This is a genomic window from Pedobacter flavus (assembly GCF_036324285.1).
Classification (GTDB): Bacteria; Bacteroidota; Bacteroidia; order Sphingobacteriales; family Sphingobacteriaceae; genus Pedobacter; species Pedobacter flavus.
Genome location: NZ_JAZDQU010000002.1, coordinates 380,455 through 395,469 on the forward strand (window position 1 = coordinate 380,455; position 15,015 = coordinate 395,469).

Sequence of the window (15,015 nt, forward strand, 5' to 3'; positions counted from 1 at the left end):
TGAAATTCAACATAATTGGAAAGTAATGGAAACATCAAATTATCAGTTAATACTTCAAAAATTAGAAACCAGAGCTTCCCTTAAACAACAAATTTACAGGAATACGGTCGATGTTTTTGCCTCAACCAAAAAGGCATTGTCGAAATTAGGGTCGCGCTTGCACCAAGATTATACGCTATCTGACCCATCTGTAGAAATTGTTTATAAGGACTCGCATCAATTTGAAGCAGAATTGAAATTTTCTGGTGATATGATCATGCTTTCTATGCATAGCAATGTGTTTAATTTTGAAGAGGGACATAGAATTTATTCTTCTACCTACTTAAAGCAGGATTTTTCTAGAAGCTATTGTGGCGTAATCTATATTCATAATTTTCTGGCAGACTCAATTAAATACAATAGATTAGCCGATGAGGGAACCTTAATTGCCAGGATTTTGGTAAATAAGGACAAGAAATTTATTGTTGAAGGCGAAGGTGAACTCGGATTTTTGTACGAAGCATTTAGTGAAGAAGAGATCAATGAAGAGCAAATTACCAAGATTTTGGAAATAGCAATTCTAAATTGCATCAATACAGATCTTAGATTACCGGCTTATGAATCTGTAAGAGACATAACCCTATATCAAAAACAAACCATTTTGGCGGCCAGCGGATACCCAACCGGAAAACGTTTAGGCTATCAGTTTAAAGCAGAAATGCAAAACAACAATAATATATAATAAACCCATGTAAACGTTTATACTTTTACAATTTAAAATAGTAAAATCATGAAATTCGCAACAAAAGCTATTCACGCTGGTCAAGAGCCAGATCCAACAACTGGAGCGGTTATGACTCCAATATATCAAACTTCTACCTATTGGCAACGTTCTCCTGGCGATAATAAAGGTTATGAATACTCTAGAGGAACCAATCCAACTCGTAAGGCATTAGAAGATTGTATTGCAGCTTTAGAAAATGCAAAATACGGATTGGCTTTTAGTAGTGGGATGGGTGCTACAGATGCTGTTTTAAGGTTGTTAAGCCCTGGTGATGAAGTAATTACGGGTGACGATTTATATGGTGGTTCTTATAGGATATTCACCAAAATTTATGAAAAATATGGGATAAAATTCCATTTTCTAGATTTAGATAAACCTGAGAATATTGAACAAGCCATCAATAAAAACACCAAATTAATTTGGATAGAAACGCCTACCAATCCAACTATGAGAATTGTGGATATTGCAGGTATTTCTAAAATTGCCAAAGCTAATGGTATAAAACTTTGTGTAGATAATACTTTTGCCTCGCCATATTTACAAAACCCGATAGATTTAGGTGCTGATATTGTAATGCACTCGGTTACCAAATATATTGCCGGACATAGCGATGTGGTAATGGGCGCACTTTGTGTTAACGACGAAGAACTTTATAAATCGTTATGGTTTGTATATAACGCATGCGGTGCAACCCCTGGTCCACAAGATTCATTCCTAGTATTAAGAGGGATTAAAACCTTGCATTTACGAATGAAAGCACATTGTGAAAATGGCGCTAAGGTGGCACATTACCTTAAAAATCATCCAAAAGTAGAGCATGTTTATTGGCCAGGATTTGAATCTCATCCAAATCATGAAATAGCGAAAAAACAAATGCGCGATTTTGGTGGTATGGTTTCAATCACATTAAAAAATGCAGGATTAGAAGAAACCTTTAAAATAGCTTCTAAATTTAAAGTATTCACCCTGGCAGAATCATTGGGAGGGGTAGAGTCTTTAATTAATCACCCAACAACCATGACACATGGTTCTATTCCGAAAGAAGCAAGAGAGAAAGTAGGGGTAACCGACAACCTATTGCGTTTAAGCGTGGGTGTTGAGGATATCGACGATTTAATTGCTGATTTGGAACAAGCATTAGCTTAAATGCAAGGGAAGGATGTAGCTCAATTAACGGAAGGTTCATTTATTGCTTTACGCGATTATTTAAATCATAAAGTAGAAAAATACAATCAACCCGCATTTATAGAAAAGGATCCAATTTGTATCCCACATAGGTTTTCTAAAAAACAAGATATAGAAATAGCTGCATTTTTTGCAGCTATTCTTGCTTGGGGACAAAGGAAAACCATTATCAATAAAATGACTGAGTTGATGGAACGCATGGACAATGCGCCTTATCAATTTATGCTTCATCATGAAGATCATGATCTAAAAAATCTATTAGGTTTTAAGCACAGAACATTTAACGATACCGACTTACTCTATTTTGTGGAATTCTTTAAAATGCATTATCAACGCCACGAAAGTTTAGAAGATGCATTTATCCCTAATGACTTAGCGTTTAATATAGACTATTTAGGGGGTGTGAGTATGAATTCGGCTTTAAATTCATCGCCTTGTATGGCGAGTAATATGGGATTTGAAATTGAAGATGCATTAAATTATTTTAAGCAATATTTCTTCTCTTTAGAAGATTTTCCATGGCGAACTCGTAAGCACATTTCTTCGCCCCTTCAAAAATCGACCTGTAAACGATTAAACATGTTTTTAAGGTGGATGGTACGTAGCGACAATAAAGGGGTAGATTTTGGAATTTGGAAAAAACTTAATCCGAGTATGTTAATTTGTCCTTGCGATGTACATGTCGACAGAATTGGAAGAGCCTTAGGCTTAATTAACCGTAAACAATTAGATTGGCGGACGGCCGAAGAACTCACCAGAAATTTGCGACTTTTTGATCCAATGGATCCTGTAAAATACGATTTTGCTTTATTTAGTTTGGGTGTAGAAGAAGTAAACAGAATGGGCGGTATACTTAATTTTAAGAAAACTAAATATTAAGCTATAAGCACTAAATAAACCCTAATCCTACCTTTAGACACAAAATAAACTCATTAAAACAGTTTAAAGATCCATTTTCAATAATTGGTCAATTTATTCATTCCCCTTTATTTCTAATTGAAAATTGCAAAATGCAATGATTAAAATTAAATTTATCCAATGGTAAAACTAGAAAGTGTAATAGAAAGATTTGATGAAAAGGGAGATAAAACAGGGTGGAGGTATATCTTAATTCCACAGTCAACAGCCCAAAAAATTAAACCTAATTTTAAGAAGAGCTTCCGGGTTAAAGGTTATTTAGATAACGTTCCAATTAAAGGCATGGCAACCGTCCCAATTGGGGAAGGCGATTTTATTTTAGCCTTAAAACAATCTTTAAGAAAACAACTTTCTAAAAACGAGGGCGACCCAATCATCGCATTATTAGAAGAAGATAAAGACTTTAAAATAGAAGCTCCAGACGATTTATTAATTTGTTTACAAGAAGAGCAATATCTATGGGAGAACTTCGAAAAACTAGCGCCATCTCATCAGGGCTATTTTATAAAATACATAACGGATTCAAAAACCTTCGAAACCCGATTTAAACGAATATCTATGGTGGTTAATGCTATGGATAAACAATGGGATTACGGGAAAATGATAAGGGAAAGCAGGGGCAACAAATTTTAGTACTTTCTAAACCAACTATTGATCTTCAATTGAAGAACACCTAGGAAAGCTTCACGGAAAATTTTGGTACTCATTTTAGAAGTGCCTTCGGTTCTATCTGTAAAAATAATAGGTACCTCAGTAACTTTAAAACCATATTTTATGGCTGTAAACTTCATTTCTATTTGGAATGCATAGCCAATAAACTTAATCTTATCGAACGGTATTTTTTCTAAAACACATCTTCTATAACATTTAAATCCGGCGGTAGCATCTTGAACTTTTATGCCAGTAATAATTCTAACATACATAGATGCGAAATAAGACATCAGCACACGTCCCATTGGCCAGTTAACCACATTTACCCCTGTAACATACCTCGATCCAATAGCAACATCTGCATTATCTTTTTGGATAGGGAAAATATGGGAAGAAAGCTCATGTTCAGCATCAACAGGAAGCGTATTGCCTAAAAATTCTGGTGTATTGGCAGGCAAACAAGCCATTCTTAAACGGATTAAATCTTTCGGATTATGAGAAAAATCTGCATCCATTTCAAAAATATATTCATATGACCTTTGCAAAGCCCATTTAAATCCATGAATATAAGCTGTACCTAAACCTAATTTTCCAGAGCGTTCTTCTAAAAATAAACGCTCTGGAAAAGTATTTTGAAGACTTTTAACAATATTTCCAGTGCCATCTGGAGATCCATCATCAATTATTAAAATATGGAAAGGTTGGTGTAATGAAAACACTTTCCTGATTATTTTTTCAATATTCTCCTTCTCGTTATAAGTTGGAATAATGACTAAGCTATCTGACACGTAGAGTTAAAGTTAAAAGTAAATATTAATGAACACCATGCATCCACTTACGTAAAATTGGAGAGATTGCAAATGCGAATAAACCAACTACAATAGGTAGAATAGTGAATATTAAGAAGAATACAGAAATAGAGTATTCGTTAGATATTTGATCAATTAAACCTCCAGATGTACCTGCTAACCAGTTACCAATAGCAGAACAAGTAAACCAAACACCGAACATTAAACCTACAAGTTTAGCTGGTGCTAATTTACTTACATAAGATAAACCAACTGGAGAAATACATAATTCGCCCACTGTATGGAAGAAATAAGCAAAAATTAACCAGAACATACTCACCTGAGCCACTGTAGCGCCTGCAGCAATATCTCTACCACCATAAGCTAATCCGGCGAAGCCTAAACCTACAAAAATTAATCCCATACCAAACTTAACTGGTCCGCTTGGATTAAATTTAGTTTCCCAAATTTTAGAAGCGAAAGGTGCTAAAGAAACAATAAAGAATGAGTTTAATATACCAAACCATGATGCTGGAACCTCAGTACCTTCAGCAGAAAATTCTTTATTTAATTTCCAAATTGCCAATCCCCAAATAATTAAAATACTCAAAGTAGTTAATAAAATAGACAATGGATATTTTTTCATTATTTTCTTAGCCAACGCAAACAATACTACAGAAACAGCTAGGAGAGGGAAAATAGTAAGTGCTGCATCAACGTATTTAAAAATTGTAGCAGAATTTCCGGTTAGGTTTCTCAAGGTATAATCCTTCGCAAAAATAGTCATAGAGCCTCCAGCTTGTTCAAAAACCATCCAGAAGAAAATGGTTAGAACAGAGAATACACCGATAACGTATAAACGTTGGGTTACAACTTTTTTATCTTGAATTTCATTTGCAGATGAAGTAGTTTCTTTTACTTCTTTTGCTTTTTTCTCGGCTTTAAAGCCTAATTTCCCGAAAATTCTTTGTGCAAAATAAAACTGTAATGAACCGAAGAACATAAAAATTCCGGCTAAACCGAATCCCCAGTGCCATCCAACTTTTTCGCCAATATATCCGCACATTAACATACCTAAGAATGCACCTGAGTTAATACCCATGTAAAAAATAGCGTATGCTGAATCTTTTTTATCGCTGATTGCCGGATAAAGTTGTCCAACCATTGATGAAATATTTGGTTTAAACAAACCATTTCCTAAGATCATTAGAACAAGTCCAACATAGAAGAAATTTGGATTAAAACCTTCTAAAGCCATAGAAGCATGTCCTAAGGTCATAATTATACCCCCTAAAACAATAGCTTTTCTATATCCAGTTAGTCTATCTGCAATAAATCCGCCAATAATTGGTGTTAAATAAACCAATCCTGTGTACCATGCATATAAATCAAGTGCATCTTTTCTGTCCCATTCCCAGCCACCTTTAGAAAGTTCGCTGATTAAGAAAAGGGTTAATAAAGAGCGCATACCATAATAACTGAAACGTTCCCACATCTCTGTCATAAAGAGTACAAATAAACCCGCAGGGTGATTGTACAACTTGGTTTGCTCTACATTGTTTTCAGCTAAGTGCTGGTCTAATGCTTGTTCATTTTCAAGCGAATTAACGACTGCTGCCATATTTTTTGGTTAAAAATTCAAATGTAAATTCAGTTTTATTTTTTAGTTAAGGGCGCAATATACTTACCACCAGTGGAAGTTTCAAAATATATAAATCATAAAAAATGAAAATACCACTGGTGGTTTAAAAAATATGCTATTGATTAAGCTAATTTTTCAATAACTATAGCACTGGCACCGCCACCACCATTACAAATTCCTGCTACACCAATTTTTCCGTTCTCTTGTTGTAGAACACTTAATAAAGTAACAACAATACGAGCACCTGAAGCGCCAAGCGGGTGACCTAATGCAACTGCGCCACCATTAATATTTACATTCTTATCTGTAATGCCTAATAATTGATTATTAGCTAGGGCTACCACAGAAAAAGCTTCGTTAATTTCAAAGAAATCTACATCTGCTACACTTAATCCAGCATTTGCTAATGCACGAGGGATGGCTTGAGCAGGAGCAGTAGTAAAATATTCTGGTGCTTGTTGAGCATCAGCATAACTAAGCACTTTAGCCAATGGTTTTAACCCTAATTCTTTTGCTTTATCGGCCGACATTAAAACTAATGCAGCAGCACCATCATTTAAGGTAGATGCATTTGCAGCAGTAACACTACCATCTTTTTTAAATACTGGTTTTAATCCAGGTATTTTGTCGAAATTAACAGCAAAAGGCTCTTCATCTTTATCGAAAACAGTAACATTACCTTTTCTATCTTTAATCTCAACTGGAATAATTTCACCTGCAAACTTGTTATTATTTACTGATTCTTGAGATCTTTTGTATGAATTAATAGCATAATTGTCTTGATCTTCACGCGAAATATTGCAGTCTACAGCACATAATTCTGCTGCCGAACCCATATGATAATCATTATAAACATCCCATAATCCGTCTTTAACTAAGCCATCAATTAATTGACCGTGACCTAATCTATATCCATTTCTAGCTTTATCTAAATAAAATGGAACATTACTCATACTTTCCATTCCACCAGCAATAGCAATATCTATTGAACCTAATGCAATTGCTTGAGCAGCCAACATAATTGATTTTGTACCTGAAGCACAAACTTTATTAATAGTAGTTGCAGGAAGATCTGGTAATCCAGCAAATTTTGCAGCTTGTGTAGCAGGAGCTTGACCTAAATTTGCAGATAATACGTTCCCCATAAATACTTCTTGAACCATTTCTGGTTTAATTCCGGCCTTTTCTATTGCTCCTTTAATAGCAATTCCACCTAATTGGGTAGCTGAGAATCCCGATAAAGATCCTCCAAATGAACCGATCGCTGTACGAACAGCAGATACAATTACAACTTCTTTCATATTATTTAATTGGTTAAAGGATGCAATTTAGCGAAAACCTACTAGAAATGGAGAATTGATCTGCTTTATAAAACAATTGTTGCTAAATAACAATTAGGTTAATATTATCTACAGCTATGCACCGCTGAAAATCATTAATCAAAAAAATATACTAATTTTGAAATACTTATACTTTGAAATTGGAAAAGAACTCAAATCCAAATATGATTGCAGATGGGAACTATCCCAGAAACATGAAGTACTTTATGATGGTACTTTGTGTATTGTTAATTTCCTATTTTCTTCCTAAACAACCCCGTTTTAGATATGAATTTGAAAAAGGGAAGGAATGGAATAATAAAGACCTAGTATCGGCTTATACCTTTGGTATTCTAAAAACCAATCCGGAAATGGCTACCGATAAGAAAAAAGCCATACAAAATGTTCCTCCAATTTATATTTACGACGAAACCATTGGTCAGACCGAAATAGATGCCTTTCAAACCGAATTCGATATCAAATGGAATAGTAGCGGTTTGCCTGAAAGCTCAAAACTAAAAGTAAAACAACGAAGCACAGAATTACTTAAAAATATTTATGCCAAAGGAATAATCGGCATTATACCTAAACATAGCGACAACCTAAGTGGGTTTATATTAACCCTTGTAAAACAAAATGTAAGTCAGAAAGTAAACAGCGACGATTTATACACTGCTCAATCTGCCTTATTCTACATCAAAGAATCCATTAAAAACAAAACATTAGCTGAGCAGAAATTGGTGTCCACATTAATCGAAGACCATATTCAGCCCAATGTTAATTTTGATGAACGTTTAACCAAAACTATTCAGGAAAGCACAGTAAATAGCATTTCTACTACTCGAGGTATGGTGCAAAAGGGAGAAGTAATAGTTACCAGAGGTAGCGTGGTTGATGAAGAAACTTATCAAAAACTACTGTCCTTCAAAGAAATTTATGAAAGTCAGGCTCGTGCAACGGGGAACACTAATTTTGTATTCTTTGGTCAGATTTTACTTGTAACCTTCATCATCAGCTTGTTGATGATATTCCTCTTCATGTTTAGGAAGGATATATTCGCCAACACGCGACAACTTATCCTATTACTCATCATCATAACCTTTATGTTGTTGGCCTTAACTTGGGCTATTAAACTAAACTTAAGCAGCTTATACTACATACCGTTTTGTATAGTTCCCATTATCATCAGAATCCTATTTGACACCCGACTTGCTTTATACCTTCATTTATTAGTTGTATTGATAGCTGGATTCTTTGTGCCAAATAGCTTCGAATTTGTTTTCTATCAGATTACGGCCGGAATGGTAGCCATTTATAGCATAAGAAACTTACTGAAGCGGGAACAACTTTTAATATCAGCCGTATTCATTTTAATATCTTATTTTATTTCATTTACAGGAATTTCCTTATTAAGAGAAGGTTATTTAGCCGACATAGAATGGAGTAACTTTATACCATTTTTATTCAGTGTATTATTAACCTTATTGGCTTATCCTTTGATCTATGGATTTGAAAAAATATTTGGTATAACATCAGATATTGCACTCATTGAGCTAACCAATACCAACAGCAGATTACTTAGGGAATTGGCCTTTAAGGCGCCTGGAACCTTCCAGCACTCCTTACAAGTTGCCAACCTAGCCGAAGCAGCAATATTTAAAATTGGCGGGAACTCATTATTAGTTAGGGCAGGGGCTTTGTACCATGATATAGGAAAAATAGAGAACCCTCAGTACTTTATTGAAAACCAGACCACCGAATTTAATCCGCACGATAAAGTATCTTATGAGAAAAGTGCACAGATCATAATTCAGCATGTTTTTAAGGGCATAGAAATTTGTAGAAAGAGTCAGATTCCTGAGTCGATTATAGATTTTATTAGAACCCACCATGGTGATACTCGTGTCGATTATTTTTATCAATCTCATTTAAAAAATTCTCCGGATGAATTTGTGGATGAGAACACCTTTAGGTATCCCGGACCTATTCCTTTTAGCAAAGAACAAGGCGTATTAATGTTGGCAGATTCTGTAGAAGCGGCCTCTAGAAGCTTGAAAATTCCGGACGCCAACAACATCGATGACTTGGTTGAGCGCATCATTAACTATAAATTAGACCAGCAACAATTAAATAATTGCGATTTAACCTTAAAAGATTTAGAAACTATTAAGCTGATTTTCAAGTCGATGTTAAAAAGTATCTATCATGTTAGAATAGATTATATACAAACGTGATAATTTTTCTTTGTAGAGCGTAAGGAATTATTATATTTGCAACCCGAAAGGCAAATGAAAATTAGCCTTTAAAAAGGAGAGATGCCTGAGTGGCCGAAAGGAATCCCGAAGTTTCGGGACTAAACTGTCGCTAAAGGTATCGAGAAATAAAAAACACGGAGAGATGCCTGAGTGGCCGAAAGGAATCCCGAAATTTCGGGACTAAACTGTCGCTAAAGGTATCGAGAAATAAAAATAAGGAGAGATGCCTGAGTGGCCGAAAGGAACAGTTTGCTAAACTGTCGTACTGGTAACGGTACCGAGGGTTCGAATCCCTCTCTCTCCGCTTCAAATGCCTGCCAACTATGTTGGTGGGCATTTTTTTTCGGAGGTATTCTCCTCGACCCGTCCTCCTGGAGCGAAATGCAATGCAGCGGTAGGATCTCTAAAAATAATTTCCATTTTTTTTCAATTTGCGGGTTCCCGCAATATTAAGAGTTTTTGGTGCGGTATATTTGGATTAATAATAAGTTGTTATTTATTAAAGTTTAACGAAACTAACGGTAATGTGTTGTTTATTGTTAAATAATGAAATGGGAGCTTATTTATAGGAAATTTTGAGGAATAAAGTAGTGGATATAAATTCTCCCAATAGATGTTTATACAAAGCTTTAGTTAAATCCAAAATTGAAATAGGCAGTAACAAAATGGGTTAAAACAATGGAACATCAGACATCTATTAATTGCAGAAAAGATTTATAATATAGTAGAGAGTTATTGAGAATAAATACTACAAAACAACTGAATTTTCATTTGTAAGTACTAAATCACTCTAAATGTTAAAAGCAAATATGATGGTTTTAAAAAAATGAATTGGAAAATAGGAATAGTAAATATCAAAATTTAACATCTAAAATAGAATGTGAATGATAGACTAGCTATTCGCTAATTATTGGTAGACTTTAGCGCTTAATTCCAAATTGGCAGGCGCAGATAAATACAAAACAAGAACAAAAATATGAACGATTTTATAACTAACGGAACTGAAATTAAACAAAGAATTATTTCCGAAATCAATAATGCAAAACAATGCATTTATGTTGCAATGGCATATTTTACAGACAGAGAAATTGCCATGGCAATTGTTGAAGCTAAAAATCGAAATATAAACGTTGATATTATTCTTTCTTCAAATCTTCAGAATGATACCGTAAAGTTAATGCTTAAAGGTGCTAACATTAGTGTACATGCCTTTGAAACAGGTGACGCACGTGGAATTATGCATCATAAATTTTGTCTTATTGACAATAGAATTTCGATTAACGGTTCATACAATTATTCTTTAAATGCAAGTAATAACAACGTTGAAAATATTACAGTATCAGACGACCTGACAACTTATACACAAATGCTTTCAGAATTTGAACGATTAAAATATAACATAGATAATCGTATAGCAGTAAATGAACCTACTCAAAGAACAGAACAAAAAATCGCAGAAGTTCAACCGTTAAATATTATTGACACTTTCTCAAAACGGTTACATGACCTTGTCTATTCTGCTGCACAAATAGATACCGAAAAATATAGGCAACAAGGATATGAAAACTCAAGAGAAAGTCATGGGAATCTAGATATTTTTCGGGTTGAGTACGAAAACATAAAGGAACGAATTAGAACTTACGCCACAGATGAAGGTTTGGGCAATATGAAAAATGTTTTGTCTTCTAATGTTACAATCGCTTATGAAAGTACGAAAGCCAATTTAGAAACGGAGAAGCAAGAAAAATTAAGTATTGAAAAACGAAATGGTGAATTAGAAAATCGACAAGTCAATGAAAAAATTGATGATCTTAAACAAGAAAAATCAATTTTAGAGACGGGTAATCAAAATTCTGGAGAAATAGGACTTTTTCAAATTAATATAAAGATTGAAAAAAACAAACTAGAAAGAAGAACATTAGAACAATCATTCTTAGTGAATAGATTTTGGACTTTGGGAAATATTTTTGTTTTGATAGGATTAGCGATTTTTGCGTTTTATTTATCAATATTTTTTGCTTCGGCAATTTACAAAGTCTTTTTTGAAGGCAATGTAATTCGTGAATCTTTGGAAGCTGGAATAAATCCAGGAATTCCACAACTTGTTGATGCAAATGCAATTATAAAAATTTTTAGACAACAAGGTGTGTTATTCGGTATTATTGCTTCACTTTTCTTTCTTATACCTATTCTTCTATCCAACATAAAAATTCTTGGAAGTAAAAACAAAGTAATAAACTTTATTTTGTTTTTGGTTGGGTTGTTGATTTTTGATATTTTGGTTTCATACATGGTTGCAATGAACACCGACGAAATAAAAAGTTTGTTGGTTGCAAAAAAATCAACACTTCAGTTTTGGGATGTTGTAAAGCTCGGAGAATTTTGGCTGATTTTTGTATTTGGTATGTTCCCTTTAATTCTAACACACTTTTTGATTGAAAATATTACAAATGCTTTTAAAAATTCACAAAAAGATTTGGTAGATGCAGAAAAAAACAAAAAAATTCAATTGTTGGAAGAAGAAATGATAGAACTTAATTCGGAAAAAGAAAAAATAGCAAATAAGTTAAAAGAAATAGAAGAAGCTATAAACTTGCAAAAAGGAAAGATTCTTCAAATAGAAAGTGAGATGAACAATCATCAAACTCAAATTGAAATTAGATATTCAGAATGGAAAAATCAATTAAAAGCGATATATGACGATTACAGTGCAAGGATCTTAAGTGGAAAAATATTTACTGATGTAATATTTGATAGTGTTATTTCTGCATATAAATCAGGTTTTATTGAGTTTCTACCAGAATATTATGCGACAGAAGAGGTTGCATTTAGAGTAAAGGAAATAGATAGAGCAAGTGAAATAGCAATTTTATAAAAAAAATGAAAAAAATATTAATCTTATGTTCGGCAATCGTATTACTTAACTCTTGTAGTACCGAACCAAAAATTAAACATTTGACATATCAAAATATAGTTATTCTATCTGATTTATCTAGTCGTATTGATAACAAACCATCTAAAGATATTAATGAAATTCTTAAAATTATTGATTTTTTTAAAAATGAATGCGTTAAGCCAGGTGAAAAAATTGGAGATAGATCTTCCATTATTTTTTCTTCATTTTCCGACAAGGTTATTGCAACAATTGATATTGATAAAATTAAAAAATTGGAAGACAAACAACAATTTATTAATTCATCAGGTAAGTTTCAAAGTAATGGTTTGAATTATCAAATTAACGACTTTGTACTTAAAGTAAATAATTCTTATGCAAATATTAGAAATAAGGGATTGGATCTAATTAGTGTTTTAATAGAAAAAATTGAAAACGAACCAATCGTGAAAAAAGACTCTAGTTTGACTAATGGTATAGATACAACATACATTAACTTCGACAATCACATATACATTTTCACAGACGGTTATTTAGAGTATTTTAATAAAAATTCTAACAATCAATTTTATTTTGGAATTTCTGAAATTGATAAAGTGAGACAGTATTCCAAAATAAACAACGTTGACATTCAAACTGCGCTCAACACAAACCAATCATTAAGTTTAACACCAATTAAAAACAAAAAAAATCAATTTATTAATCTACACATATTAGAGACTCACGAACGTGATAAGAACGACTTATTGCAGACTTATAAGTATCCAATTGGACAGAGGGACAATGAGATTTTAGAGGCTGTTTGGCGAAAATGGGCAAAAGAAAGTGGATTTAAAAGTTTTGAATGGAAAAAGTATTAAAGTATTAAACATAATTCAGATTGCCCCTAACAACGGCGTGAGAATGAAAGTAGACAAAAGGCCAGTTTACAACTATAAGTAAATAGGGGTTTCGTGCTTCGTAAGGCTGGAATAAGGTAAGTTTAAAGTTCAGTACTTCATAGGAAGTTCAGAGGTAAAATTCCCCTGCTCGCGTTATGAAGAGAATAATTAGCTGGAATTGTAAAAAACGACACGAAATTGAAAATAATAACTTGGAACTGTAATGGAGCATTTAGAAAGAAATTTGACAGGCTTTTATATTATCAAGCAGATATTCATATAATTCAAGAATGTGAAAATCCGACTGAATCAAAGCACGGCGATTACCAAACTTGGGCTGAAAATTATTTATGGACTGGCGACACAAAAAACAAAGGACTTGGTGTTTTTGCAAAACCAGAAATCAAGCTTGAAAAATTAGATTGGACAAATAATTTCAATAATTATACTGTAAAACACTTTTTACCTTGTAAAGTTAATAATGAATTTGACTTACTTGCCATTTGGACACATAGAAACAACTCACCAAACTTTGGTTACATAGGACAGCTTTGGAAATATTTGCAAATAAACAAAGACAAACTGAAAGGTGCTTTAATTATAGGGGATTTTAATAGCAATGCAATATGGGATGAATGGGATAGATGGTGGAATCACTCAGATGTCGTAAAAGAATTAAAAGAAATTGGAATTGAAAGCATTTACCATAAATTGACAGGAGAACAACACGGAAAAGAATCTATTCCTACATTATATTTTCAGCGAAAAATTGCAAGGCCATACCATATTGACTACATTTTTGGACCTGAAAAATTAATTGAATTAACAAAGAAATTTGAAATTGGACCTGCAGAAAAATGGCTAAATCTTAGTGATCATATGCCGATATTTTATGAAATTGAGACAACTAAATTATAAACAATGACCCATAATAGCCGTTTTGCAAAATCGGGGGTTCGTGCTTCTAAGAAAGTGAAGTGGTAAATTTAAGATTTGTGTATCTAATTTATCTTCCTGCTTCGAAATCCTCAACTACTCCAATCCCGAAACTGCTAACAACAACTACATAAATTCACCTTATGACACATTAGTTTGTTCAACTAAGGTGCCTTAAGGAAATAATTTTCTAAAAACAAACCTTACAAATGGTCCAGCAATAATTAATTGCGGCGGATATGACATAGCAAAGTTAACTGAAATACTTTTTGCCCATATTGGTATTACATCAGTTTGTAAGGTTCGCAGGATTTTTAGGTTTTGCAATTTTAGCATCTCATGCAAATAGACAAGGACGACAAACGGAAATGATAATTTACGGTGGACTTGCTTTGTTATTTCAACCTTTTTTTAAAATCGCCTTAGGAAGAGAAATTTGGAATATTGTTGACATAGTTGTAGGAATTGGGCTTTTAATTTCAATGTTTTTAAAACCAAAAGAAAACTCTCGCTAAAAGCTGTTCTATATGAATTACGCACTTTTCTCAATTTTTGTTTAATATTCTAATTTCACTACAATAAAAATTTTGTGTTTTGAAAGGCAAATTGATTACTATAAAAGATTTGAAGTTGAAAAAACAGATATGATTTTATTGATCATTACTATTATTTCAGAAACTAAATAAAATAACAATAGCCATTGAAAATAAATATTTGGTTTTACGGTTTTATTAGTAAGTTAGTGTTGGTTAGGTGGTTTAAGTTTTTTTATGAGTTCAAAAAG

Annotated in this window: 13 protein-coding genes and 1 tRNA gene; 10 read left to right on the forward strand and 4 right to left on the reverse strand. The window is 33.2% G+C overall.

The window, feature by feature from the left end:
• Nucleotides 1-25 precede the first annotated feature (25 nt).
• From VRU49_RS07690 to VRU49_RS07705, 4 genes are all read left to right on the forward strand, one after another.
• A complete protein-coding gene (locus VRU49_RS07690; protein WP_330146200.1) occupies nucleotides 26-721 on the forward strand; it encodes a hypothetical protein in 696 nt (231 codons plus the stop codon).
• A gap of 48 nt (nucleotides 722-769) precedes the next feature.
• Complete coding sequence (locus tag VRU49_RS07695) at nucleotides 770-1,909, forward strand: cystathionine gamma-synthase (RefSeq protein WP_330146201.1); 1,140 nt, start codon at nucleotides 770-772, stop codon at nucleotides 1,907-1,909.
• Nucleotides 1,910-2,827, forward strand: coding sequence for a TIGR02757 family protein (locus VRU49_RS07700; RefSeq protein WP_330146202.1), 918 nt, complete (start codon nucleotides 1,910-1,912; stop codon nucleotides 2,825-2,827). It abuts the gene before it with no gap.
• 159 nt (nucleotides 2,828-2,986) lie between these two features.
• Nucleotides 2,987-3,499 carry a YdeI/OmpD-associated family protein gene (locus VRU49_RS07705; protein ID WP_330146203.1) on the forward strand — a complete coding sequence of 171 codons (513 nt, stop codon included), beginning with the start codon at nucleotides 2,987-2,989 and terminating at the stop codon, nucleotides 3,497-3,499.
• On the opposite strand, the gene VRU49_RS07710 is transcribed toward VRU49_RS07705, so the two are convergent.
• The 3 genes from VRU49_RS07710 to VRU49_RS07720 form a co-directional block, all read right to left on the reverse strand.
• Complete coding sequence (locus tag VRU49_RS07710; RefSeq protein WP_330146204.1) at nucleotides 3,496-4,305, reverse strand: polyprenol monophosphomannose synthase; 810 nt, start codon at nucleotides 4,303-4,305, stop codon at nucleotides 3,496-3,498. The two genes, VRU49_RS07705 and VRU49_RS07710, sit on opposite strands and share 4 nt — an antisense overlap.
• Nucleotides 4,306-4,330: 25 nt before the next feature.
• Nucleotides 4,331-5,926, reverse strand: a complete 1,596-nt coding sequence (locus VRU49_RS07715; RefSeq protein WP_330146205.1) for a peptide MFS transporter — start codon at nucleotides 5,924-5,926, stop codon at nucleotides 4,331-4,333.
• 143 nt (nucleotides 5,927-6,069) lie between these two features.
• Nucleotides 6,070-7,248, reverse strand: a complete 1,179-nt coding sequence (locus VRU49_RS07720) for an acetyl-CoA C-acyltransferase (RefSeq protein WP_330146206.1) — start codon at nucleotides 7,246-7,248, stop codon at nucleotides 6,070-6,072.
• Nucleotides 7,249-7,451: 203 nt separating this feature from the next.
• Between VRU49_RS07720 and VRU49_RS07725 the strand changes: the two genes are divergently transcribed.
• From VRU49_RS07725 to VRU49_RS07745, 5 genes are all read left to right on the forward strand, one after another.
• Nucleotides 7,452-9,500 (forward strand): HD family phosphohydrolase, encoded by a 2,049-nt coding sequence (locus VRU49_RS07725; protein ID WP_330146921.1) that lies wholly within the window; start codon nucleotides 7,452-7,454, stop codon nucleotides 9,498-9,500.
• A gap of 238 nt (nucleotides 9,501-9,738) precedes the next feature.
• Nucleotides 9,739-9,825, forward strand: a tRNA-Ser gene (locus tag VRU49_RS07730).
• A 672-nt stretch (nucleotides 9,826-10,497) separates the two neighbouring features.
• On the forward strand, nucleotides 10,498-12,396 hold the full coding sequence (locus VRU49_RS07735; RefSeq protein WP_330146207.1) for a phospholipase D-like domain-containing protein: 1,899 nt from the start codon (nucleotides 10,498-10,500) through the stop codon (nucleotides 12,394-12,396).
• A 5-nt stretch (nucleotides 12,397-12,401) separates the two neighbouring features.
• Nucleotides 12,402-13,274, forward strand: a complete 873-nt coding sequence (locus VRU49_RS07740; protein WP_330146208.1) for a hypothetical protein — start codon at nucleotides 12,402-12,404, stop codon at nucleotides 13,272-13,274.
• Between the two features lie 219 nt (nucleotides 13,275-13,493).
• Entirely contained in the window at nucleotides 13,494-14,213 is a 720-nt protein-coding gene (locus tag VRU49_RS07745) for an endonuclease/exonuclease/phosphatase family protein (RefSeq protein ID WP_330146209.1), read from the forward strand.
• Between the two features lie 192 nt (nucleotides 14,214-14,405).
• Here VRU49_RS07745 and VRU49_RS11490 read toward each other — a convergent pair whose 3' ends face one another.
• Nucleotides 14,406-14,567, reverse strand: a complete 162-nt coding sequence (locus VRU49_RS11490) for a DUF2798 domain-containing protein (RefSeq protein ID WP_488803431.1) — start codon at nucleotides 14,565-14,567, stop codon at nucleotides 14,406-14,408.
• Between VRU49_RS11490 and VRU49_RS07750 the strand changes: the two genes are divergently transcribed.
• The gene (locus VRU49_RS07750; protein WP_330146210.1) at nucleotides 14,510-14,746 is read left to right on the forward strand and encodes a DUF6804 family protein; all 237 of its coding nucleotides are present in this window, start codon (nucleotides 14,510-14,512) and stop codon (nucleotides 14,744-14,746) included. The genes VRU49_RS11490 and VRU49_RS07750 overlap by 58 nt on opposite strands.
• Nucleotides 14,747-15,015: the final 269 nt, after the last annotated feature.